Here is a 23,235-nt window from a genome sequence, read left to right on the forward strand (position 1 = left end):
TTTTTGAGGGTTAGTTTCCTACCGGGATCTCAGACTCAGGCTTTTTCTGCTCAACCTGCTCTGCTGATGGAGCTAGGTTTTCCCACTCGTCGGCCTTTTTCACATGAGTTGTGCTCAGGTTGCCCAACAACAGGCTTAACGCAAAAAACAGTGTGGCCAATACGGTCGTAGTACGGGTCAAAAAATTGCCTGTTCCGGAAGAGCCAAAAATAGTGGCAGAAGCGCCGGCACCAAAAGAAGCACCCATGTCTGCACCTTTACCGTGCTGGATTAACACCAGACCAATCAGGGCAATTGCCACCAACAGATATAACACAATAAATAATTCGTACATTATTCACCTTTCGCACTGAGGCAAATTGCAACAAAGTCTGTTGCATTTAAACTGGCTCCACCAACAAGAGCACCATCAACGTCAGCCTGGGCAAAAAGTGAAGCACTATTGCCTGCGTTTACGCTGCCGCCATATAAAATCCGTACATCAGGCGCCGCAGCTGCATCATACCTGGCCAGTTGTTGGCGAATAAATGCATGCACCTGCTGGGCTTGTTCTGGCGTCGCTGTATTGCCAGTGCCTATAGCCCACAAGGGCTCATACGCAATGACAGAGGCCGCCAGCCATTGAGGCTGCGCAGAATACACCGCATCCAATTGCTCTGCAAGCACCTGAAAAGTTTTTTCTTCGGCCCTTTGAGCCGCAGTTTCCCCAACACAAAGAACAGGGGTTAAACCTGCAGCCAGTGCCCGCGCCACTTTGGCAGCCACCAGAGAATTAGTCTCACCATACAGGGTTCTGCGTTCGGAGTGCCCAACTATCACATGACTTGCGCCAGCCTGGGCTAGCATAACGGCAGAAATTTCACCGGTAAAGGCACCTGCTGGCTGTTCGCTCAGATTCTGTGCACCCAAACAATAATTCGGATGTTTTGGAAAGTTCGACAGAAAAATTACCGGCGGACAGATCAGAATATCCGGTAAAGCGCCAGATAACGCAGCCAGACTGTCGCTGACCTGATGAACCAGATGCTGATCACCATTCATTTTCCAGTTTGCGACGACCAAAGGCTTGCGCTGTCTCATAATGTTGCCCCGAGCTGAAACCGGGCGAGATGGTAACCAACCTCGCCCGCTCAGACAAGTTAAAGTAGTGGTTTAACTGGCAATCCTCACTGAATCGGCTATTTTTTGCGCCATTTCCTGTACTTCGTCCTGTACTCTTCCTTCCACCATTACACGGATTAAAGGTTCAGTACCGGATTTTCGGATCAAAACGCGACCTTGCCCGGCCAGCTCCTGCTCTACCTGTTTAATCACATCTTTGACGTGCTGATTATCCAGTGGCGCTGTGCCTTTTTCAAAACGGACGTTAATCAGCACCTGTGGCAGTTTATGCATGCCCTGTGCTAATTCCGCCAGCGACAAACCTGCATTCAGCATGGCGGCCAGTACTTGCAATGAAGCGATAATGCCATCGCCAGTGCCAGTGTGATCCAGATTAAGGACGTGACCGGAATTCTCACCGCCAATACGCCAGCCTTTTTGGGCCAGCATTTCCACGACATAACGATCTCCGACCGCAGAGCGGGCAAAAGGAATGCCCAACTCCGCCAGTGCGATTTCAAGACCCATATTGCTCATCAGGGTCCCCACCACACCGCCTTGCAGTTTGTCTTGCTGTTTGGCGTTACGGGCGATGATATAGACAATTTCGTCCCCATCGATCACCCGACCTGTATGGTCGACCATCATCACGCGGTCGCCGTCACCGTCATAGGCAATGCCCAGGTTAGCGTTGTTTTCCACTACGGTTTTTTGCAGCAATTCTGTGTGAGTGGCACCACAGTGATCGTTAATATTCAGACCGTTGGGCTGAATGCCAATGGCAATCACCTCAGCCCCCAGTTCACGAAACACGCTAGGTGCTATGTGGTAGGTTGCACCATGAGCACAATCAATCACAATTTTTAAGCCACTCAGATTCAAATGATTCGGTAAATGGCTTTTACAGAACTCAATATAACGACCGGCGGCGTCATCAATACGCTGGGCTTTGCCCAAACGTTCGGACGGTTCACAGATCATCGGCTGCTCCATCGCCTCTTCAATGGCCAGCTCGACGTCATCCGGCAATTTGGTTCCGTCAGCAGAGAAAAACTTGATGCCGTTGTCGTAATAAGGGTTGTGAGAGGCGCTGATGACAATGCCAGCCTCAGCGCGGAAAGTTCGGGTCAGATAAGACACCGCTGGTGTGGGCATAGGCCCCAATAAACGCACATCAACACCGGCCGCAACCAAGCCCGCTTCCAATGCAGTTTCCAACAAATAACCTGAAATACGGGTATCTTTGCCAATCAGCACTTTGCGGGTGCCACGTTGAGACAAGACACGGCCGGCGGCCCAACCCAGCTTCATTGCAAATTCCGGAGTAATGGGAAATTCACCAACCTTGCCCCGTACCCCATCAGTTCCAAAATACTTCCTAGCCATGCTCTACTCCAAATAAGGTGGCTTGTGCAACCGCCACCGCTTGCACTGTTTCTTTGACATCATGCACCCGGATAATCCGGGCACCTTGCATAACGGCTATTGTGGCACAGGCCAAACTGCCTGCCAAACGCTGCTCAACAGGCAGCTCTAACAACTGCCCAACCATGGATTTGCGCGACATGCCTGCCAGCACCGGGTAATTTAACTGCACCAGAGCTGACAGCCCGCTTAACAGCTGGTAGTTATGGGACAGGGACTTGCCAAAGCCAAAACCCGGATCGAGTACGATTTGCTCTCGCGCTATTCCCGCCTGGATACAGATGTCGGCACGCTGCTGTAAAAACTGACATACCTCCTGAACCACATTCTGGTAAACAGGAGCCTGTTGCATTGTTCTGGGCTGGCCTTGCATATGCATGAGGCATACCGGCACCCGCAGTTCTGCAGCCAGCGCCACTGCGCCTTCATCCTGTAGCGCTTTGATATCATTCAGTATGTCTGCGCCAGCAGCCACAGCCTCACGCATCACGATCGTCTTACAGCTGTCAATCGAAATGACAGGATCTAACTCTTTACGCAGCAATTCGATGACCGGCAGCACCCGGTCCAGCTCCTGCTGCACCGATACTTCATTCGCCCCGGGGCGGGTAGATTCACCGCCAATGTCAAGGATCGCAGCACCGGCCTTTAACATGCTCTCCGCCTGCATCAGCGCAGCATCATGGCCGATAAAACGGCCCCCATCAGAAAACGAATCCGGTGTGATATTCAGAATGCCCATGACTTTGGGCTTGGACAGGTCTAATTGCCGCTGACGTGGTAACTGCAACAACATAAAAAAACTCCGTAAAACACAAACCCCGGTCAAGCCGGGGTTTGGTTACTCAATCAACTTATTACAAAGTGTTGTCAGTTGAAGGTTCTGTTGCCCCTGAGACCGTTTCTTTGGTTTCAGGTTCATCATTCTTCGGACCTTTATTTTGATCTTTCGGTTCCCAGTTCTCGGGTTCACGTACCGGACGACGTGCCATCAAATCGTCAATTTGTTTGGCATCAATGGTCTCATAAGCCATCAGGCAATCTTTCATCGCATGAAGAATATCCATGTTCTCTTCAATCAGCTGCTTAGCCCGTGCATAGTTGCGGTCGATAAAGTCACGAATTTCTTCGTCAATCACTTTAATCGTCTCTTCCGACATATGGCGGTTTTTACTGACAGAGCGCCCTAAAAACACTTCGCCTTCTTCTTCAGCGTACAGCAGGGGCCCAAGCTTGTCCGAGAAGCCCCATTGCGTCACCATCTTACGGGCTAAGTCGGTCGCACGTTCAATATCGTTTGATGCACCGGTCGTGATGGCTTCAGGGCCATAAATGACTTCTTCCGCAATACGGCCACCAAACAGCGAACTGATCATGCTTTCCAGGAATCGCTTGGAATGGCTGACCCGGTCGCGCTCAGGCAGGTACATAGTGACACCCAAAGCACGGCCTCTGGGGATAATACTGACTTTGTAAACAGGATCATGCTCGGGTACCAGACGACCGACAATAGCATGTCCAGCTTCGTGATAAGCAGTCATTTCCTTTTCTTTTTCCGTCATCACCATAGAACGACGTTCAGTACCCATCAGAATTTTGTCTTTGGCTTTTTCAAATTCATCCATCGACACCACCCGGCGGTTTGAGCGCGCAGCAAACAGCGCCGCTTCATTGACCAGGTTGGCTAAGTCTGCACCAGAAAAACCTGGTGTACCACGGGCAATCAATGAGGCGTCCACCCCATCTGCCAATGGCACTTTACGCATATGTACTTTCAAAATTTGTTCACGGCCACGTACATCAGGTAAACCAACCACCACCTGACGATCAAAGCGGCCAGGCCGTAATAAGGCCGGGTCCAACACGTCAGGTCTGTTGGTGGCGGCAATCACGATGATGCCTTCGTTGCCGTCGAAACCGTCCATCTCTACCAGCATCTGGTTCAGTGTCTGCTCACGCTCATCATGACCGCCACCTAAACCGGCGCCACGCTGACGGCCTACCGCATCAATTTCATCGATAAAGATGATGCAAGGCGCCGCCTTTTTGGCTTGCTCGAACATATCGCGGACACGGCTGGCACCTACACCGACAAACATTTCAACAAAGTCAGAACCCGATATAGTGAAAAACGGCACCTTGGCTTCACCCGCTATGGCTTTAGCCAGCAAGGTTTTACCTGTACCAGGCGGGCCGACCATCAGCACGCCTTTTGGGATACGTCCACCTAATTTCTGGAAGCGAGAAGGATCTTTTAAATAATCCACCAGCTCAGTCACTTCTTCTTTGGCTTCGTCACAACCGGCCACATCCGCAAAAGTAGTTTTGATCTGATCTTCACCCATAAGACGGGCACGGCTCTTACCAAAAGACATGGCACCTTTGCCGCCTCCCCCTTGCATCTGGCGCATAAAGAAAATCCAGACACCAATCAGCAGCAACATAGGGAACCAGGAGATAAAGATCTGCCCCAGCACGCTGGGTTGCTCCGGTGCAGTGCCGGTAAAGGTGATGTCATTTTTGTACATGTCATCCACCAGTTTCGGGTCATACCCCATAGGGATCACAGTTTCAAACCGGTCGCCTGAGCGTTTGACCCCAGTGATCAGGCCACCCTGCTCTTTCACTTCGCGGATCTGCCCCTGATTTGCTTCTTTCAGGAATTGGGTATAACTGATTTGCCGCTCGGATTTGTCCGCCGGTCCAAAACTGTTAAAGACCGACATCAACACCACGGCAATCACTAACCAGACGATCAGATTTTTAGCCATATCACTCAAGGTAGGAACCTCTTAGTTACCAAAACAAATAATTAGGATTCGATCAAACTGGCGCTACTTTACTAAACTTTAAAGCCAGTCGCCACGATATATGTCTCGCTGGAGCGGGAGCGGGACGAATCCGGCTTACGAATTCGTACTGCAGAAAATACATCCCGTACCTGTTTGACATAGTCATCGAAGCCTTCGCCGTGAAAGACTTTCACCACAAAAGCACCATTTTTTTTCAACACTTTATGACACATATCCAGCGCCAGCTCTATCAGATACATGCTGCGGGACTGGTCCACTGTCGCATTACCGCTCATATTCGGTGCCATATCAGACAACACCACATCAACGTTACGACCGCCGATGCGTTCCAACAATGCATTGAGCACCGCATCTTCGCGGAAATCACCTTGCAAAAAGGCCACGCCGGCCAAAGGGTCCATCGGCAAAATATCACAAGCCACCACACAACCTGTTGGACCCACCAAACGAGCCGCAAGTTCAGACCAGCTACCCGGCGCAGACCCTAAATCCACTACCGTCATCCCAGTTTTGATCAGTTTGTCTTTGTCCTGAATTTCGTCGAGCTTAAAGGAAGCTCTGGAACGCAAACCCAGTTTTTGTGCTTTCTGCACAAAAGGATCACTGACATGCTCCTGAATCCAGCGTGACGAGCTGGCGGAGCGTTTTTTCTTAGTCATCTCTGTACTCTTAAATAGTCTTCCACCGAAGATGGCGGTACAATACGCTATTTTCAAGCTTTCCCAACTGGAAAACCCGATTTATGAACTTAAGCAATAAACAAAAACAATTCCTCAAAGCCAAGGCGCATGAGCTGAAACCAGTGGTTTTGCTTGGCGGCAATGGTCTGACTGAAGGCGTCATGGCTGAGGTGGATTTGGCGTTGAACCATCATGAACTGATCAAAGTTAAAGTGCCCAGCATCGACCGCGAAGAAAAAATCGCCATTATGGATGCCATAGTGCGCGAGTCCAAAGCACAAAAAGTGCAGGTGATTGGCCATATTCTGGTGCTGTTCCGCCCTTCCGACGACAAAAAAATCCAGTTACCCCGCGGTTAAAGCCGGATAAACCCCGCCTGGATCAAAGACTGGCGGGCGTCTTGTTCATCCGACGCCAGATGACGGGTCAGATCCAATGGTTTGTCTGTATCTGTGGCTTTCAGATACTGCCAGGTCAGAATTGGATCGGCCGGTAACAGTATTTCCACATGCTTGAGATTATTCGCCAGGGCCCAGACGGAGTTGTCCTGCAGCAGTGCAAAAGACTGAGCCGGACTGGGTTGCCACAGGCTCATATCCAGCACCACGGCCCAAGGTTCATGCAACACAGGCTGCACCGTCTCTCTGAACGCTCTGATGTATTCTTCAGTCTGCAGCACTGTCGAGACCCCTATGGCTTTTACCCAGAGTACCCGCTGTTCCAACTTCAACTGATAGGCTTTGTGTGGCACCAGGATATCCCCTACTTCACGACGTGGCTTAAACTCAGAATGCACCCCGTACAACGAGCTGAAAAAAATGGCGGCTAATGCCGCCATTTATTCAGAACCATGTTTAGAGGTACTGCACTTCGGCGATTTCGAATTCGACCTCACCGGCTGGCGTTTTGACCCTGACCACATCGTCCTGCTCTTTGCCTATCAGGCCCCGGGCTATAGGTGAATTGACAGAAATCAGGTTGTTTTTGATGTCTGCTTCATCATCACCCACAATGCGGTAAGTCACTTCTTCTTCAGTATCCAGATTCAGAATAGTCACAGTGGAGCCAAAAATCACTTTGCCGTTATTTGGCATCTTGGTGACATCAATAATCTGCGCATTCGACAGTTTGGCTTCAATATCCTGAATACGGCCTTCAATAAAGCCTTGCTGTTCACGGGCGGCGTGATACTCAGCGTTTTCTTTTAAATCGCCGTGTTCACGTGCTTCCGCAATAGCTTCAATCACTGCCGGACGCTTAACTGTTTTCAGTTCCTGCAATTCATCACGCAGTTGTTGTGCGCCCTGAACTGTCATTGGGATCTGATTCATCCTTTTACTCTCTTATGTAATTCCTGCACTGATGCAACCCGGGCAAAAGCACTGGCGGCTGTTGACTGACAGGTTGCAAAAGCAGCATTCAGGGTTGTGGTGTAATTCGCTTTGTGTTGCAGCGCGCCACGACGTAATACTTTGGAATCTTCAATCGCCTGACGACCTTCAGTGGTGTTGACGATATAGCTGTATTCGCCGTTTTTAATGCGGTCCAGAATATGCGGACGGCCTTCAAAGACTTTGCTGACTTCACGGCAAGCAATACCTGCAGTTTGCAATGCTTTGGCAGTACCCCCGGTTGCATCCAGTTCAAAGCCTTTTTCCAGCATCAGACGCGCTAACTCTACGACGCGCACTTTATCGCTATCACGCACCGAAAGTAAAGCCCGGCCACCGGACGGAATCATCACACCAGCGCCTAACTGCGCCTTGGCAAAGGCTTCAGCGAAATCATCCCCCACGCCCATCACTTCCCCTGTTGAACGCATTTCAGGGCCAAGGATAGGGTCAACACCTGGGAACTTGTTAAAGGGGATCACCACTTCTTTCACTGAGAAATACGGTGGGATAATCTCTTCAGTCACACCCTGTTGTTTCAGACTCATACCGGCCATACAACGGGCCCCAACTTTGGCTACAGGCAAGCCAATGGCTTTGGACACAAATGGCACAGTACGGGCGGCACGTGGGTTTACTTCAATCAGATAGACTTCCCCGTCTTTCACGGCAAACTGGGTATTCATCAGCCCGACGACGCCCAGTTCCAGTGCCAGTTTCCGTACCTGGTCGCGCATCAGGTCCTGAATGTCTTTACCCAGGCTGTGTGGCGGCAGCGTACAGGCAGAGTCCCCTGAGTGCACACCCGCTTGTTCGATATGTTCCATAATGCCGCCGATCACCACGTCGGTGCCGTCGCAGATCGCATCGATATCCACTTCAATGGCGTCATCCAGGAAACGATCCAGCAACACTGGCGAGTCGTTAGACACAGACACAGCTTCCGTCATATAACGGCGCAGGTCGGTGTCGTCGTAAACAATTTCCATGGCACGGCCACCCAGCACATAAGACGGGCGCACTACCATAGGATACCCAATAGCAGGGGCCTTGCTCAGAGCTTCTTCCAGGCTGGTCACAGTGGCGTTTTTCGGCTGCTTTAAACCCAATCGTTCAACAGCTTGCTGGAAGCGCTCGCGGTCTTCTGCTCGGTCGATGGCATCCGGTGAAGTACCAATGATTGGCACTCCGTTGGCTTCCAGCGCACGGGCCAGTTTCAATGGCGTCTGCCCACCGTACTGCACGATCACGCCTTTTGGCTGTTCTTTTTTCACGATTTCCAGCACGTCTTCCAGCGTAATTGGCTCAAAGTACAGACGGTCTGAAGTGTCATAGTCGGTCGACACAGTCTCTGGGTTACAGTTGACCATAATGGTCTCATACCCATCTTCACGCAGTGCCAGCGCCGCATGCACACAGCAATAGTCGAATTCAATGCCTTGACCGATACGGTTCGGGCCACCACCGATGATCATGATTTTGTCACGGTTGCTTGGCGCCGCTTCACATTCTTCATCGTAAGTGGAATACATATAAGCTGTGTTGGAGGCAAATTCTGCCGCACAGGTATCGACACGTTTGTACACCGGGTGCAGATTAAAGCTGTGGCGTTTTTTGCGTACTTCAGTTTCGGCCACACCTAAGATGTCTGCGATGCGTTTATCAGCAAAACCTTTGCGTTTTAAGGTACGCAGACGCTGTTCATCCAGACCGGCAAAACCATGGGCGGCTACGGCCGTTTCTTCTTTCAGTAAATCTTCAATCTGCACCAGGAACCAAGGATCAATTTTGGTCAGGTTAAAAATCTCGTCCATGCTCATGCCCAGACGGAAGGCATCGGCAATGTACCAGATCCGGTGAGAGCCTGGCTCACGCAGTTCGCGGATAATTTTTTCACGGGCTTCCGGTGCATGGATGTCGATGACCGGATCCAAACCACAAACCCCGATTTCCAGACCACGCAGGGCTTTTTGCAGCGATTCCTGCTGATTACGGCCAATCGCCATCACTTCACCGACCGATTTCATCTGAGTGGTCAGACGGTCATTGGCACCGGCAAATTTTTCGAAGTTAAAACGTGGCACTTTGGTGACCACATAGTCAATGCTTGGCTCGAAAGACGCCGGGGTTTTACCACCGGTAATGTCATTGGCCAGCTCGTCCAGCGTGTAACCAACAGCCAGTTTGGCGGCCACTTTGGCAATAGGGAAACCTGTGGCTTTGGACGCCAGTGCAGAGGAGCGCGATACCCGCGGGTTCATCTCGATGATCACCATACGGCCATCAACCGGGTTGATACCAAACTGCACGTTGGAGCCACCGGTTTCCACACCAATTTCACGCAGTACCGCCAAAGAGGCGTTACGCATGATTTGGTATTCTTTATCCGTTAAAGTCTGAGCCGGCGCTACTGTGATGGAGTCACCTGTGTGCACGCCCATAGGGTCGAAGTTTTCAATGGAGCAGACAATGATGCAGTTGTCGTTTTTATCACGCACCACTTCCATCTCGTACTCTTTCCAGCCGATCAGCGATTCGTCAATCAGCAACTCTTTGGTTGGTGATAAATCCAGACCGCGGGTACAGATTTCTTCAAACTCTTCACGGTTATACGCAATACCACCGCCTGACCCCCCCATAGTGAAGGACGGACGGATAATGCAAGGGAAACCGATTTTTTCCAGCACTTCGAAAGCTTCTTCCATCGAATGCGCCAAACCTGCACGTGGACAGGCCAGGCCAATGGAGCGCATCGCTTTATCAAAACGGCTGCGGTCTTCGGCTTTATCGATGGCATCGGCCGTTGCACCAATCATTTCTACATTGTATTTAGCCAGCACACCGTGTCGTTCTAAATCCAGCGCACAGTTCAGTGCGGTCTGACCACCCATGGTCGGCAAAACCGCACATGGACGTTCCTTTTCAATAATTTTTTCCACCACTTGCCAGTGAATCGGCTCGATGTAAGTGGCATCGGCCATTTCAGGGTCCGTCATAATGGTGGCCGGATTGGAATTCACCAGGATCACCCGGTAGCCTTCTTCTTTTAAGGCTTTACAGGCCTGAGCGCCTGAATAGTCAAATTCACAGGCCTGACCGATCACGATAGGACCGGCACCGAGGATCAGAATACTTTTAAGGTCAGTACGTTTTGGCATAACTCTTCCTGCTCTCGCTAATCAAGCCTGACGCTGTTGCATCAATTCGATAAAGTGGTCAAACAATTCACTGGCTTCATGAGGGCCAGGGCTGGCTTCAGGGTGGCCCTGGAAGCTAAAAGCCGGTTTGTCTGTACGGTGAATGCCCTGCAAGGTGCCGTCGAACAGCGATTTGTGAGTGGCACGTAAATTGGCTGGCAACGTGGCTTCGTCCACCGCAAAACCATGGTTTTGTGCAGTGATCAGTACACGTTTTGTATCCAGGTTTTGCACCGGGTGATTACCACCGTGGTGGCCCACCACCATCTTGACGGTTTTGGCCCCACTGGCCAGTGCCAGTAACTGGTGGCCTAAACAGATACCAAAGACCGGAATGTCAGTCGTCAGGAAAGTTTCAATGGCGTTGATGGCATAATCACAGGGGGCCGGATCGCCAGGACCGTTCGATAAGAAGATACCGTCTGGGTTCATCGCCAGTACCTGCTCAGCCGGTGTCTGAGCCGGCACCACAGTTAAACGACAGCCTCTGTCGACCAACATACGCAGAATATTGCGTTTCACACCAAAATCATAAGCTACGACATGAAACTGCTTGTTTTCTGGAGTGACAAACCCCTGACCTAACTGCCAGCTGCCTTCGGTCCACTGATAAGGCTCACGAACCGTGACTTCTTTGGCCAGATCCATGCCTGACAGGCCAGGAAAACTACGTGCCAGCTCAAGTGCTTTACTTTCGTCTAAATGATCACCGGCCATCAGGCAGCCGTTTTGTGCACCTTTTTCACGCAGAATACGGGTCAGCTTACGGGTGTCGATGTCGGCAATGCCAAGAATGTTACGGGATTGGAGGTACTGACTAAGGGAAGTTTGATTACGGAAATTGCTGGCTAACAAAGGAAGGTCACGAATAATCAGGCCTTTGGCCCACACTTTACCGGATTCTTCATCTTCCTCATTGGTGCCGGTATTTCCGATATGAGGATAGGTCAGAGTGACCATTTGTTCAGCGTATGAGGGATCAGTCAATATTTCCTGATACCCGGTCATTGAGGTATTAAACACCACCTCTCCGACAGAAACACCTTCAGCGCCAATGGCTGTACCGCGAAACACGGTGCCGTCTTCCAGTACGAGCAGGGCGGACTTAGTCAAGATAACCTCCAAACAGCAAAAAACGGGGGAAAAACAATCAGTTCACCACCCGTTTTGACCCAGAATTTTTGAACCCAGATTTGCCTAGGCAAACCTGATTATTCTAGGTGATTTGCGCTATTTGGTCTAACTATTTTTTGATTATTTATAAAAATGGCTGGTTTGATGCATTTTTATAACATAGTCTTCAAAAATCTATGCTAAGTCGGCCAATCCCAGCACTTGCTGCATAGAATAAAGTCCTGGCTGCTTATTTTGCAACCAGAGCGCTGCGCGCCAGGCTCCTTGCGCAAAGGTAGTACGACTGGAAGCTTTATGGGTAATTTCCAGACGCTCGCCAAGGTCAGCAAAGAGTGCCGTGTGATCCCCAATGATGTCGCCGCCCCGCACAGTCGCAAATCCAATGGTCTTCTGATCACGTTCGCCCGTGATACCTTCCCGGCCATAGACGGCCAGGTCCGCCAGATTGCGCCCAAGGGTTTTGGCAATCTGATGACCTATGGCCATTGCAGTGCCTGACGGTGCATCCTTTTTAAATCTGTGGTGTGCTTCGATAATTTCAATGTCAGCGCTATTGCCCATCACTTTGGCGGCCGTTTGCACCAAATGCAGCAGCAAATTCACACCAACACTCATATTAGGGGCCCAGACGATGGGTATGAGCTTGGCCGCCGCCTGCACCTGAGCATACTGAGCATCGGTCAGGCCTGTGACACCAATGACCATGGCTTTTTTCGCCTGCACCGCCAGTTCCAGATGCTGCAGCATGGCGTCCGGCATCGTAAAGTCGATCCAGATATCCGCCTGTTGTATCACCGTCAGCGTGGTTTGTTGTAGTAATACAGCGGTTTTACCACAACCGGCCAGATCTCCGGCATCCAGCCCCGCCAGCTCAGAGCCTAGGCGAACAGTCGCTGCGGCAAATGGCAAGTCCTGCTCTTTGGCCACAGTTACCAGGGCACGCCCCATCCGGCCATTGGCGCCCAAAATACCTACGCTGCTCATCGTTACCTCAACAGAAGACAAAATCGGCCGCTATTTAACGGCAGTCTGGATGGATAAGCAATAAAAACCTCAGACTGCTGCACGGAATATAGCTTCCGAAGCTGCGTAGTCAATTTGGCCATGCTCACCCAGCTGTTGCATCCCAGCGGCCCTGACTTTGGCGGCCAGTTCCGCAGCTGCACTGGCCGGTAAGCCATAATCCGTTAAACGGGTGGGCACGCCCATCCGTTCGAAAAAAGCACGGGTATGTGCAATGGCGTCATCCATCAGCCGCTCCGGGTCGTTATGGCTTAGCCCCCAGACATTTTGAGCGTACTGCAGCAACTTGTCTTTTTTGACGCTGCGTTGATGCTGCAGCAACGCAGGCAACACAACCGCCAGCGTCTGCGCATGGTCCAGGCCATAAAGCGCCGTGATTTGATGGCCTAAAGCGTGCGTTGCCCAGTCCTGCGGTACGCCAACACCAATCAGCCCGTTTAACGCCATAGTCGCAGACCACATCAGGTTTGCCCGCACATCGTAGTTCTCTGGTTGTGCCAGCGCTTTTGGGCCTACATCAATCAGGATCTTTAGCAAGGACTCTGCAAACGCATCCTGCACAGCGGCATTCACAGGGTACGTCATGTACTGCTCCATCACATGCACAAAGGCATCCACCGCACCGTTGGCAATTTGTTTGGGCGGCAGGCTATAAGTGACAGTCGGGTCCAATACGGCAAACTGAGGAAAAACGGCCGGATGGGAAAAGGACAACTTCTCTTGTGTCGCCTTTTTGGTGATGACCGCATGAGGGTTACTTTCTGATCCTGTGGCCGGTAAAGTTAACACACAGCCTAAAGGTAAGGCCTGCCGCACCCGTACTTTGTTTTGCAAAATGGCCCAACCATCCTGCTCCAACAAGGCTGCGGCTGCTATGTACTTGCTGCCGTCCACTACAGAGCCCCCACCCACTGCCAGAATAAAATCGAGTTTCTCCTTTTTGACCAGCTCTACAGCTTTGCTCAGAGTCTCATAACTTGGGTTGGGTTCAATGCCTGAAAACTCTACCACCTGATGCTGCTTCAGCGCCTCAGTCACCTGCTGATATACGCCATTCCTGTGGATAGAACCACCGCCATAGGTCAGTAACACCCGGGCATCCGCAGGCACCAATTGGCTCAGCTGTGACAGCTGGCCCGCTCCAAAAACAATACGTGTTGGGTTCTGATAGGAGAAATTCTGCATAAGGTTTGACTCTTCTGATAGTAATCTTTCAGATATGCGCCTGACCCTGCCAAAGTTCAAGGGAGTTCGTCGCAGAGTAGGCAGCCGGACAAAAAGCAGATAGGCTGTTTTTTCATCAGCCTGACGGCAGAAACAGGTTCTAACTCAGGCCATTTTCTTATTTGACAGGACTTCTGGACGTCTATATATTCCGCCAGATTTTAAATACCTCACCCATTTAAAGAGGATCACGAATGACTCATTCGGAAAAGCAGCAGGCACGTTTATCCTTAGTGCCTATGCTGCTGTTTGTCGCACTATTTCTCGGCACCGGGCTCTACCTGCAATCTCAAGGGGTGGATTATGCCTTTTACCAGTTGCCCGGCCCAGTTGCTATCATTCCGGCTTTAGTGCTGGCTATCTGGTTGTTTAAAGCGCCCTTGCATCAGGCGATTGACGTTGCGGTCCGGGGGGCTGGCAACAGCAATATCATCACCATGTGTTTTATCTACTTGCTGGCTGGTGCCTTTGCATCAGTGGCTCAGGCCAGTGGAGGTGTCGATGCCGTGGTTAATGCTGGCCTGTCCCTGGTTCCGGCGCAATTTTTATTACCCGGTTTGTTCGTGATTTCAGCCTTAGTGGCGACGGCAATGGGCACTTCGATGGGCACCATAGGTGCCTTAGCCCCCATCGCCGTTGGTCTGGCACAACAGGCAGGATTGGAACCGGCTTTGGTGGCAGGTGTGCTGCTCAGCGGCGCTATTTTTGGCGACAACCTGTCGATCATCTCAGACACCACCATCGCATCGACCCGCACTCAGGGTGCACAGATGAAAGATAAATTCCGCGAAAACCTGAAAATTGCCTTGCCCGCCGCGCTGCTGACCTTACTGCTCTTTGTGCTGCTCGGTCACAGCGAAAGCCAGGTGACGGTCAAGGAATTCAACTGGACCGGTGTTTTGCCTTATGCCGCCATTTTGGTGTTGGCCGTCGCCGGTCTGAATGTGTTTGCCGTGCTGCTGCTGGGCATTGTATTGGCAGCGGTGCAAGGTGCCGTTTTTGCTGATTACCCGCTGGCAGAGCTGGGCAAAGATATTTACAAAGGCTTTGGCTCGATGCAGGAAATTTTCCTGTTGTCGATGCTGGTGGGTGCTTTGGGTGAATTTATAAAGCAGCAAGGCGGTCTGGACTATCTATCACACCATATCAGTGCTTATGCTGAGAAACTACGGTTGGCGGGCAACAAAGCACAGCAATTGGCCATTGCGCTGCTGGTGTTTGTCAGCAACCTTTGTATCGCCAACAACACTGTGGCCATTGTGGTTGCAGGTGACGTTAGCAAGCAGATTGCGACAGAGCACCAGATCAGCGCCAAACGCAGTGCCAGCCTGCTGGATGTGTTTGCCTGTATTGCACAGGGCCTGGTGCCTTACGGTGCTCAGGCGCTGCTGCTCGGCGCCAGCTTTGGTTTATCGCCTTGGGATGTGGTGACCCAAAGTTATTACTGCCTGTTATTGGCGCTGTTTGCAGTACTGCGCATTGCCTTTGAGAGAACCAAATAAGCACTCTTGAATAAACAAGCCCGCATGCAGCGGGCTTGTTTATTGTTTTGCTGGATGTATTCACCCAGAAGCGAGCTTAGCCTTTACTGCAGGAAGGTTGAGCCCCCCGGCTAAGACGCTGCTGATAATAGCCCTCAGCAACCATCATATGGGCATTCAGCGCTTTAATGCGATTTTCTGGCACCGGGTGACTGGACAAAAACTGAGGTGTGCCACCACTGCCCTTCGCCGCCATATTTTGCCACAGCTTCACGGACTGGGCTGGTTCGAAGCCTGCTTTGGCCATCAAATCCAGACCAATAATATCGGCCTCACTTTCATGAGTCCGGCTAAAAGGCAAAGCCACACCAATCTGTGCCCCAACGCCAAAAGCCGTCATCAGTTGCTGCTGGTATTGAGTACCAGTTGCAGCCAGAGCACCATCCGCCACTGTTAATGCAGTTTGAATAAACTGGTCGCTCGACAAACGTTCATTGCTGTGCCCTGCTATCACGTGCGCTATCTCATGCCCCATCACTGCCGCCAGCTGATGTTGGTTTTCAGCCACCAGTAACAGCCCTGTATAAACCCCTATTTTGCCGCCGGGCAAGGCGAAGGCATTGACCTGATCATCGTCAAACACCACGACTTCCCAAGGCGTTTGTTGCCATTTGGCATCCGTCTGTTTGATCAGCGAATTCGCCACACATTGGACGTACTGGTTAATTTTTTTGTTGCTGCTGACAGGCATGTCCTTTTTCATGCCTTCGAAGGTCTGAGAACCCATAGCACTGAGTTTGGACTCATCAAACAACATCAATTGCCGCCGGCCTGTCGGCGACTGGGCACAACTGGCCAGCACCATAGAAACCGCCAATAAGGCATAAGTAAAACGACGCATATCTCCCTCCTGCATCTGTTGGCACGCCGCCATCTGAACTTTGGTGTGGGTTAAAAACAGCAAACCACCTTAAGGTGGTTTGCTGAATTGACACTTAACCTGTTAAATCATCAAAGAACTTTTTCACCCCATCAAAAAATCCCTTGGATTTTGGCCTGTGTTTGCCTTCGCTGTCACCTATCCAGCTTTCGTCCAACTGACGCAGCAATTCCTTCTGACGTTCGCTGAGGTTGACCGGCGTTTCAACCACCACCTTGCACACCAGATCGCCGACGCCACCACCCCGCACCGACTGCACACCTTTGCCACGCAAACGGAACATCTTGTCGGTTTGGGTTTCTGCAGGGATCTTCAGCTTGACACGGCCATCCAGCGTTGGCACGTCGATGTCGCCCCCCAAAGCCGCAGTGCTGAAGCTGATCGGCACATCGCAGTACAGGTTATTACCATCCCGGACAAAAATCGGATGGTCTTTCACATGCACCTGCACATACAGGTCACCTGCCTGAGCACCAAACATACCGGCTTCACCTTCACCGGCCAAACGAATACGATCGCCTGTGTCCACACCGGCAGGAATTTTGACCGACAGAGTTTTGGTCTTTTCAACCCGGCCATCGCCATGGCACTTAGTGCATGGATCCGGAATGATTTTGCCGCGGCCATTACAGGTCGGACAGGTTTGTTGCACCGCAAAAAAGCCCTGACGCATAGTGACCTGACCAGCACCGTGGCAGGTCGGACATGACTTGGCCTGGGTGCCTTTTTTCGCACCTGTACCATCACAGCTATCGCAGCTGACCCAGGTAGGCACTTTGATTTCAACCGACTTGCCTTTTACCGCTTCTTCGAGGCTCAGCTCCAGATTGTAGCGCAAGTCTGATCCGCGTTGGGCACGTGACTGGCCACGACGGCCGCCACCAAAGATATCGCCGAATACGTCGCCGAAAATATCATTAAAGTCAGCCCCTCCGCCGCCACCGCCCCTATTAGGGTCCACACCGGCATGACCGTATTTATCATAGGCAGCACGTTTCTGATCATCCGACAGAATTTCGTAGGCTTCCTGCACTTCCTTAAACTTTTCTTCCATGGCTTTATCCCCCTGAGTCCGATCAGGGTGATACTTCATCGCCAGCCGCTTATAGGCCTTTTTGATTTCTTTGTCATCGGCGCCTTTGGCAACACCAAGGACTTCGTAATAATCACGTTTCGACATAACAGCTCATCTTATAAAGGAGCGACCGCACAAAGGCGGCCGCTTGGATTGACTCTGAGTGTCAGCGCATCTTAAAGAGCCGCTGACGACGACACAATGATTACTTGTTGTCTTTCACTTCTTCGAACTCAGCATCGACCACGTCATCGCCGCCGGCGTTTTTCGCCTGAGGCTCTGCACCACCGCCTTGCTGCTCTTTACGCTGAACCACTTCGGCCAGTTTCTGAGCCGCTTGCAGTAACGCCTGCGTCTTGGCTTCAATCTCGGCTTTGTCGCTGCCTTTGATCACTGCTTCCAAAGCACTGATAGCCGCTTCGATCTCTTGTTTGTCGTTGCTTGCCAGCTCTGCACCAACTTCTTCAATTTGCTTGCGGGTACCGTGGATCAAGGCATCAGCCTGATTACGGGTTTGCACCAGTTCTTCGAACTTCTTGTCTTCTTCGGCATTCAACTCGGCGTCACGCACCATACGCTGAATTTCATCATCAGTCAGACCAGAAGAGGCCTTGATGGTGATCTTCTGCTCTTTGCCCGTGTCTTTGTCTTTAGCAGACACATGCAGAATACCATCGGCGTCCAGGTCGAAGGTCACTTCGATTTGAGGCTCACCACGGCGCGCAGGACGAATACCTTCCAGGTTAAACTGCCCCAGGGATTTGTTCGCAGACGCCTGCTTACGCTCACCTTGCAGCACATGGATGGTCACTGCCGACTGGTTGTCGTCCGCTGTTGAGAACACTTGCGACTTTTTAGTCGGGATCGTGGTGTTTTTCTCAATCAGTGCCGTCATCACGCTGCCCATGGTCTCAATCCCCAGAGACAAAGGCGTGACGTCCAGCAGCAATACGTCTTTGACGTCACCTGACAACACAGCGCCCTGAATGGCCGCACCTACGGCTACAGCTTCGTCCGGGTTCACGTCTTTACGGGCTTCTTTACCGAAAAACGCAGCCACAGCTTCCTGAACTTTTGGCATCCGGGTCTGACCGCCCACCAGAATAATGTCGTCAATATCGCTGACCGACAGGTCGGCATCTTTCAGCGCCTGCTTTAATGGCTCGATAGTACGGGCCACTAAATCATCCACCAGAGATTCCAGCTTGGCGCGGGTCACTTTGATATTTAAGTGCTTCGGACCTGTCGCATCGGCTGTGATGTACGGCAGGTTCACTTCGGTCTGAGAGGCTGACGACAGCTCAATTTTGGCTTTTTCAGCGGCTTCTTTCAGACGTTGCATCGCCAGCGGGTCGTTACGCAGGTCAATGCCTTGTTCTTTTTTGAACTCATCCACCAGATAGTTGATCAGACGTGAGTCAAAGTCTTCACCACCTAAGTGAGTGTCACCATTGGTTGATAATACTTCGAAGGTTTGTTCACCATCGACATCATCAATTTCAATGATAGAGATATCGAAAGTACCACCACCCAAGTCATACACCGCAATTTTGGTGTCGCCTTTTTTCTTGTCCATACCGTAAGCCAAAGCGGCTGCGGTTGGTTCGTTGATGATACGTTTCACTTCCAGACCCGCGATGCGGCCTGCATCTTTCGTCGCCTGACGCTGCGCGTCGTTGAAGTAGGCAGGTACTGTGATGACCGCTTCAGTCACTGGTTCACCCAGGTAGTCTTCAGCCGTCTTCTTCATCTTTTTCAGCACTTCAGCTGAAATCTGCGGCGCAGCCAGCTTTTTGCCTTTAACTTCTACCCAGGCATCCCCATTGTCCGCTTTCACGATCTGGAATGGCATAATTTTGATATCGCGTTGTACTTCAGCGTCTTCAAAACGACGGCCAATCAGACGTTTGATCGCAAACAGGGTGTTTTTCGGGTTGGTCACCGCCTGGCGTTTTGCCGGCTGGCCCACTAATACTTCGCCATCATCAGCATAAGCAATGATAGAAGGCGTAGTACGAGTACCTTCTGCGTTTTCAATAACCCGAGGCTTGTCACCATCTAAAATGGCTACACAGCTGTTTGTTGTACCTAAGTCAATACCGATAATTCTACCCATAACTGCTCTCCGCTACTTAATCTGAACAATTAATATTGTGTTGAACCGTTAATGGGGTTTATCCCTAGTTGATTCAAGGTTATTTTCTGAAAAATTTTTCTATTTGCGCGATAAAGCAGCAATTGTCAAAGATAAAGCGCGATTTGGCGGCATAGCTTATGCAATTACCAGAGCGGTTCGGGCTGAATTTTCTGCCCCCATTCGTCGACCAAAAGCGTATAATCCGAATCATCTGCATCGGAATTAAAGAGACTGATTATGCCATTATTAGACAGCTTCACCGTTGACCACACCATTATGAAAGCCCCAGCGGTACGGGTAGCCAAAAAAATGAATACGCCAAAAGGCGATGCCATCACTGTGTTTGATTTGCGTTTTTGTGTCCCAAACCAGGAGATCCTGTCGGAAAAAGGTATTCATACCTTGGAGCATCTATTTGCAGGTTTTATGCGTGATCACTTAAATGGTGCTGATGTGGAGATTATTGATATCTCCCCTATGGGTTGCCGTACTGGCTTTTATATGAGCCTGATTGGCACACCGGACGAACAGCGTGTTGCTGCAGCCTGGCAGGCCGCTATGGCAGATGTACTGAAAGTACAAAATCAGTCCGAAATTCCTGAGTTGAATATTTATCAGTGCGGTACGGCCCAGATGCACTCTCTGGACGAAGCCAAACAAATAGCACAAAACATTATTGACCGCGGTGTGGGTGTGAACTTAAACGACGAGCTGAAATTGTCTGCTGAGTTTTTAAAGTAACGAAATGAAGCTGACGCCCAAAAGGCGTCAGCCTTAAACCTCAGTATTACCGGTGGATCCGGAACTGAGAAACCACAGCACTTAAAGCAGTTGCCGACTGATCCAATTGCTGAGCCTCAGAAGTCAACTCTGCGGCGTGCCCAGCTGTGGTATCCACCAATTGAGTAATACGGTGCAGATTCTGATTAATCTCTTCAGCTACAACACCTTGCTGCTGAGTGGCTACCGCAATTTGCGAGCTTTGTTGCTGTACCACCTCAATAGCTGAACCTATAGCTTCAAGAGCGCCTTGCATGGTTCTGGCCCGCTCTGAACTCAACTGGGTTTGTTCACAGCCTTGCTGCATTTTCAACTCAGCTTCTTTGGCAATACTTTGCAGTTTTTCCACCATAGCACGGATATGTCCAGTGCTTTCACTGGTGCGACCGGCCAATGAGCGAACTTCATCAGCCACCACGGCAAAACCCCGGCCTTGTTCGCCAGCACGGGCCGCTTCAATGGCCGCGTTCAGTGCCAGCAAGTTGGTTTGCTCAGCAATAGCTTTGATCACATCCACAACAGCGCCAATATTTTCAGACTCTTTCGCCAACCCAACAACCACATCCACAGCGTCTGACATGGTGTTTGCCAGTGCGGACATATCCTGCAACGCAGCCTTTGACAACACGATGCCTTCGGCCCCCCGTTGTTGGGCCGCTGTTGCGGCAGTACTGGTTGCCTGGGCATTGCGGCTTATCTCAAGTACAGTTGCCGACATTTCGGTCACAGCAGCGGATACGGCATCAATTTGTTGCTTGTTGCTCTGAATTTCCTGATCTGTCTGAGTAGCGACCATATTTAACTGACGACTGGACTGATGCACCTGAACCGACTGCTCGGATGTACTTTGCAATGAAGTGCGCAGCTTACCGAGGAAACGGTTAAAGTGGGTAGCCAGCACACCTACTTCATCGGCACTTTGCACTGATAAAGTCCGGGTTAAATCACCTTCGCCACTGGCAATATCCTGCATAGCCAACGTCAGTTGCGTCAGAGGTTTCAGGATCACCTGAGTCAGCGCCAACACTACCAGGGTAATCACTGCAAGAATAAACAAGGTGAACAGCAAGGCCCAATTGATCGCCTGCTGGATAGGCCCTTCAATCAGTTCAGCGGGGATAAGCAGACCAACCTGCCAGCTCATTTTAGGAAAATCTTGGGTGACAGGCTGAAAAGATGCGTAATAACTGTGCCCTTTAAACTGCACAGGAACAAAACCGGCGTGCTTTTGCTGAGCCGCAAGCGCGATTTGCCTGAACCCTGAACTCTCAGCTTCCTGGTCAAGTAAAGCGAAATCATCGTTCGGTTTACGCTGCGTCAGGCCAGCCTTGACCGACAGATGGACAATCTGTCCTTTGCTGTCCAGTAAAAAAGGAATGCCGGCATTTTCATACTGAATGCGCTCAATCTGCTCACCTATTTTGTTCAGATGTAAATCCAACCCTCCAACGCCAAGCAAGTTACCATCAGGCAGATAAACAGGGCCTTCCACTACTGCAGAGACAATACCTGTAGTAAAGTCTGCAGAAGGTGAACCGACAAAATACGTGTTATGTTTCAGGCTCTCGAGATACCAAGGCCTCTGAGTCGCGAAATAACCTCTATCAACTTTACCCGCATCTGGCCCCTCTTTATCTACCCCCGTCCTGGAGTTCTCACGAAAATATTCGGCAGATCGGTCCAAGGCAAAGAATGCCGATAGAATCACAGGGTCCCGTTCGCTGATCCTGATAAAAGTGTTATTAATACTGTCATAACCAGGCACAGTATTCAGCTCAGTACCTCGCCCGGGGTATTGCATGAACCATTGCTGAAACTGAGGACTGTCCAGAAAGGTCCTGGCAACTTGGGCATATTCAGCAAAAAATTTACGCACAGAACCAGCCTCAGTTTCGACCAGGCTGCTCACTTCAGCTTCCACCTGATGGCGGGTTAGCTGACTGATGTGATAAACAGTGAACCAGGACGTGGCAACCAGCAACAATGCAATAGCACCGCCGACACCAAATAAAAATTTTTGTTTAATTGATAGTTTTTGTAGTAAATCCATAAGGCCCCCAACAACTTACAGTTCCATCAGAACATAAAGTGTCAGCCCTTGCCACAGAATTTACCTAGCGTTACCTCGCTTAGATAGGGCTGAATTTTTGCCCAATTCTGGCCCTGAGCAGCGCCCTAAATCAGAGATGGCTAATAAATCAGAGAAACAAACTATGTCAAAGTAACCAAGCAGAAATAACGGCTCAATCACGCACTAACATGGTGCAACCTAAAACTTCTGCAAAGTTTCTGCCGCATCCAGCATGGAAGCTGTGGGCAAGAACAAAAAGCAAAAAGGCCCAGTTTTTCAACTGGGCCTTCTGGCTTTATTGGGAGCCTGGCGGTGAACTACTTTGCTCACCCCATCCCTGGGGTTCGTCCCTGCGGGACCCGCAGTCGCGGTCCCAATTCGCTCCGGACGAACTGGTCGCATGTCGGATGCCCTGCTCGAATGGTTCAGCGCCTGATTTCGAAGTAAATAAAAAAGCCCCTCGCTTTCGCGAAGGGCTTTTCCATTTATTGGGAGCCTGGCGGTGAACTACTCTCGCATGGCAAGCGCCACACTACCATCGTCGCAGCTGCGTTTCACTTCTGAGTTCGGAATGGGTTCAGGTGGTTCCACAGCGCTATTGCCACCAGGCAAAAACTTGTAGGGAACAAGTTTTAACGCACTTTAGTGCGGCCCGCTTTGCGGGTCAACTCCATGGATGGAGTTGATAAAAACAAGTTCCAGTAATTGAGCAAGCTGATTCGAATTCTTTTCACAAACCAAAACATCTTGGGCGTTGTATGGT

Annotated in this window: 19 protein-coding genes and 1 rRNA gene; 3 read left to right on the forward strand and 17 right to left on the reverse strand. The window is 50.8% G+C overall.

Translation table 11 applies throughout. From position 1 onward, the window contains the following. Positions 1-10 precede the first annotated feature (10 nt). From secG to rlmE, 6 genes are all read right to left on the reverse strand, one after another. Complete coding sequence (gene secG / locus WKJ03_RS04045; RefSeq protein WP_337840871.1) at positions 11-334, reverse strand: preprotein translocase subunit SecG; 324 nt, start codon at positions 332-334, stop codon at positions 11-13. Further along, positions 334-1,080 carry a triose-phosphate isomerase gene (gene tpiA / locus WKJ03_RS04050; RefSeq protein WP_337840872.1) on the reverse strand — a complete coding sequence of 249 codons (747 nt, stop codon included), beginning with the start codon at positions 1,078-1,080 and terminating at the stop codon, positions 334-336. The genes secG and tpiA overlap by 1 nt, the downstream gene beginning before the upstream one ends. A 72-nt stretch (positions 1,081-1,152) precedes the next feature. Further along, entirely contained in the window at positions 1,153-2,487 is a 1,335-nt protein-coding gene (glmM, locus tag WKJ03_RS04055; protein WP_337840873.1) for a phosphoglucosamine mutase, read from the reverse strand. Continuing rightward, positions 2,480-3,322 carry a dihydropteroate synthase gene (folP, locus tag WKJ03_RS04060; protein ID WP_337840874.1) on the reverse strand — a complete coding sequence of 281 codons (843 nt, stop codon included), beginning with the start codon at positions 3,320-3,322 and terminating at the stop codon, positions 2,480-2,482. The genes glmM and folP overlap by 8 nt, the downstream gene beginning before the upstream one ends. Before the next feature lie 61 nt (positions 3,323-3,383). Next, positions 3,384-5,297 (reverse strand): ATP-dependent zinc metalloprotease FtsH, encoded by a 1,914-nt coding sequence (gene ftsH / locus WKJ03_RS04065; RefSeq protein ID WP_337840875.1) that lies wholly within the window; start codon positions 5,295-5,297, stop codon positions 3,384-3,386. A gap of 71 nt (positions 5,298-5,368) precedes the next feature. After that, positions 5,369-5,998 carry a 23S rRNA (uridine(2552)-2'-O)-methyltransferase RlmE gene (gene rlmE, locus WKJ03_RS04070; RefSeq protein ID WP_337840876.1) on the reverse strand — a complete coding sequence of 210 codons (630 nt, stop codon included), beginning with the start codon at positions 5,996-5,998 and terminating at the stop codon, positions 5,369-5,371. A gap of 83 nt (positions 5,999-6,081) precedes the next feature. Here rlmE and yhbY point away from each other — a divergent pair, with 83 nt between their 5' ends. Then, the gene (gene yhbY / locus WKJ03_RS04075) at positions 6,082-6,378 is read left to right on the forward strand and encodes a ribosome assembly RNA-binding protein YhbY (RefSeq protein ID WP_337840877.1); all 297 of its coding nucleotides are present in this window, start codon (positions 6,082-6,084) and stop codon (positions 6,376-6,378) included. On the opposite strand, the gene WKJ03_RS04080 is transcribed toward yhbY, so the two are convergent. The 6 genes from WKJ03_RS04080 to WKJ03_RS04105 all read right to left on the reverse strand — a co-directional run bounded on the left by WKJ03_RS04080 (position 6,375) and on the right by WKJ03_RS04105 (position 13,949). Further along, on the reverse strand, positions 6,375-6,857 hold the full coding sequence (locus WKJ03_RS04080; protein WP_337840878.1) for a hypothetical protein: 483 nt from the start codon (positions 6,855-6,857) through the stop codon (positions 6,375-6,377). The two genes, yhbY and WKJ03_RS04080, sit on opposite strands and share 4 nt — an antisense overlap. Positions 6,858-6,873: 16 nt before the next feature. Continuing rightward, positions 6,874-7,350 carry a transcription elongation factor GreA gene (greA, locus tag WKJ03_RS04085; protein WP_337840879.1) on the reverse strand — a complete coding sequence of 159 codons (477 nt, stop codon included), beginning with the start codon at positions 7,348-7,350 and terminating at the stop codon, positions 6,874-6,876. Next, the gene (carB, locus tag WKJ03_RS04090; protein ID WP_337840880.1) at positions 7,347-10,568 is read right to left on the reverse strand and encodes a carbamoyl-phosphate synthase large subunit; all 3,222 of its coding nucleotides are present in this window, start codon (positions 10,566-10,568) and stop codon (positions 7,347-7,349) included. Before carB ends, greA begins: the two co-directional genes overlap by 4 nt. A gap of 21 nt (positions 10,569-10,589) precedes the next feature. Continuing rightward, complete coding sequence (carA, locus tag WKJ03_RS04095) at positions 10,590-11,720, reverse strand: glutamine-hydrolyzing carbamoyl-phosphate synthase small subunit (RefSeq protein ID WP_337840881.1); 1,131 nt, start codon at positions 11,718-11,720, stop codon at positions 10,590-10,592. A gap of 195 nt (positions 11,721-11,915) precedes the next feature. Beyond that, positions 11,916-12,725, reverse strand: a complete 810-nt coding sequence (dapB, locus tag WKJ03_RS04100) for a 4-hydroxy-tetrahydrodipicolinate reductase (protein ID WP_337840882.1) — start codon at positions 12,723-12,725, stop codon at positions 11,916-11,918. 69 nt (positions 12,726-12,794) lie between these two features. Continuing rightward, on the reverse strand, positions 12,795-13,949 hold the full coding sequence (locus WKJ03_RS04105) for an iron-containing alcohol dehydrogenase (RefSeq protein ID WP_337840883.1): 1,155 nt from the start codon (positions 13,947-13,949) through the stop codon (positions 12,795-12,797). A 233-nt stretch (positions 13,950-14,182) separates the two neighbouring features. Between WKJ03_RS04105 and WKJ03_RS04110 the strand changes: the two genes are divergently transcribed. Beyond that, complete coding sequence (locus WKJ03_RS04110; protein ID WP_337840884.1) at positions 14,183-15,490, forward strand: Na+/H+ antiporter NhaC family protein; 1,308 nt, start codon at positions 14,183-14,185, stop codon at positions 15,488-15,490. 76 nt (positions 15,491-15,566) lie between these two features. Here WKJ03_RS04110 and WKJ03_RS04115 read toward each other — a convergent pair whose 3' ends face one another. From WKJ03_RS04115 to dnaK, 3 genes are all read right to left on the reverse strand, one after another. After that, the gene (locus WKJ03_RS04115; protein ID WP_337840885.1) at positions 15,567-16,370 is read right to left on the reverse strand and encodes a M48 family metallopeptidase; all 804 of its coding nucleotides are present in this window, start codon (positions 16,368-16,370) and stop codon (positions 15,567-15,569) included. A 94-nt stretch (positions 16,371-16,464) separates the two neighbouring features. Further along, positions 16,465-17,589 carry a molecular chaperone DnaJ gene (gene dnaJ / locus WKJ03_RS04120; protein ID WP_337840886.1) on the reverse strand — a complete coding sequence of 375 codons (1,125 nt, stop codon included), beginning with the start codon at positions 17,587-17,589 and terminating at the stop codon, positions 16,465-16,467. Positions 17,590-17,689: 100 nt separating this feature from the next. Next, positions 17,690-19,600: a molecular chaperone DnaK gene (gene dnaK / locus WKJ03_RS04125; RefSeq protein WP_337840887.1), complete on the reverse strand. Its 1,911-nt coding sequence runs from the start codon at positions 19,598-19,600 to the stop codon at positions 17,690-17,692. Between the two features lie 258 nt (positions 19,601-19,858). Between dnaK and luxS the strand changes: the two genes are divergently transcribed. Continuing rightward, positions 19,859-20,362 (forward strand): S-ribosylhomocysteine lyase, encoded by a 504-nt coding sequence (luxS, locus tag WKJ03_RS04130; RefSeq protein ID WP_337840888.1) that lies wholly within the window; start codon positions 19,859-19,861, stop codon positions 20,360-20,362. 46 nt (positions 20,363-20,408) lie between these two features. Here luxS and WKJ03_RS04135 read toward each other — a convergent pair whose 3' ends face one another. Then, positions 20,409-22,451, reverse strand: a complete 2,043-nt coding sequence (locus WKJ03_RS04135) for a methyl-accepting chemotaxis protein (RefSeq protein WP_337840889.1) — start codon at positions 22,449-22,451, stop codon at positions 20,409-20,411. A gap of 515 nt (positions 22,452-22,966) precedes the next feature. Then, a 5S ribosomal RNA gene (gene rrf, locus WKJ03_RS04140) occupies positions 22,967-23,081 on the reverse strand. Positions 23,082-23,235 lie beyond the last annotated feature (154 nt).

Origin of the sequence: Rheinheimera sp., from assembly GCF_037442525.1 — a bacterium.
Classification (GTDB): Bacteria; Pseudomonadota; Gammaproteobacteria; order Enterobacterales; family Alteromonadaceae; genus Pararheinheimera.

Excerpts from the sequence above, each read along its gene's own strand:
- luxS (WP_337840888.1), top strand. The coding sequence starts at position 19,859 with ATGCCATTATTAGACAGCTTCACCGTTGACCACACCATTATGAAAGCC.
- tpiA (WP_337840872.1), bottom strand. The coding sequence starts at position 1,080 with ATGAGACAGCGCAAGCCTTTGGTCGTCGCAAACTGGAAAATGAATGGT.
- glmM (WP_337840873.1), bottom strand. The coding sequence starts at position 2,487 with ATGGCTAGGAAGTATTTTGGAACTGATGGGGTACGGGGCAAGGTTGGT.
- rlmE (WP_337840876.1), bottom strand. The coding sequence starts at position 5,998 with ATGACTAAGAAAAAACGCTCCGCCAGCTCGTCACGCTGGATTCAGGAG.
- WKJ03_RS04115 (WP_337840885.1), bottom strand. The coding sequence starts at position 16,370 with ATGCGTCGTTTTACTTATGCCTTATTGGCGGTTTCTATGGTGCTGGCC.
- dapB (WP_337840882.1), bottom strand. The coding sequence starts at position 12,725 with ATGAGCAGCGTAGGTATTTTGGGCGCCAATGGCCGGATGGGGCGTGCC.
- carB (WP_337840880.1), bottom strand. The coding sequence starts at position 10,568 with ATGCCAAAACGTACTGACCTTAAAAGTATTCTGATCCTCGGTGCCGGT.
- dnaJ (WP_337840886.1), bottom strand. The coding sequence starts at position 17,589 with ATGTCGAAACGTGATTATTACGAAGTCCTTGGTGTTGCCAAAGGCGCC.
- WKJ03_RS04110 (WP_337840884.1), top strand. The coding sequence starts at position 14,183 with ATGACTCATTCGGAAAAGCAGCAGGCACGTTTATCCTTAGTGCCTATG.
- WKJ03_RS04080 (WP_337840878.1), bottom strand. The coding sequence starts at position 6,857 with ATGGCGGCATTAGCCGCCATTTTTTTCAGCTCGTTGTACGGGGTGCAT.
- dnaK (WP_337840887.1), bottom strand. The coding sequence starts at position 19,600 with ATGGGTAGAATTATCGGTATTGACTTAGGTACAACAAACAGCTGTGTA.
- folP (WP_337840874.1), bottom strand. The coding sequence starts at position 3,322 with ATGTTGTTGCAGTTACCACGTCAGCGGCAATTAGACCTGTCCAAGCCC.
- greA (WP_337840879.1), bottom strand. The coding sequence starts at position 7,350 with ATGAATCAGATCCCAATGACAGTTCAGGGCGCACAACAACTGCGTGAT.
- secG (WP_337840871.1), bottom strand. The coding sequence starts at position 334 with ATGTACGAATTATTTATTGTGTTATATCTGTTGGTGGCAATTGCCCTG.
- yhbY (WP_337840877.1), top strand. The coding sequence starts at position 6,082 with ATGAACTTAAGCAATAAACAAAAACAATTCCTCAAAGCCAAGGCGCAT.
- ftsH (WP_337840875.1), bottom strand. The coding sequence starts at position 5,297 with ATGGCTAAAAATCTGATCGTCTGGTTAGTGATTGCCGTGGTGTTGATG.
- WKJ03_RS04105 (WP_337840883.1), bottom strand. The coding sequence starts at position 13,949 with ATGCAGAATTTCTCCTATCAGAACCCAACACGTATTGTTTTTGGAGCG.
- WKJ03_RS04135 (WP_337840889.1), bottom strand. The coding sequence starts at position 22,451 with ATGGATTTACTACAAAAACTATCAATTAAACAAAAATTTTTATTTGGT.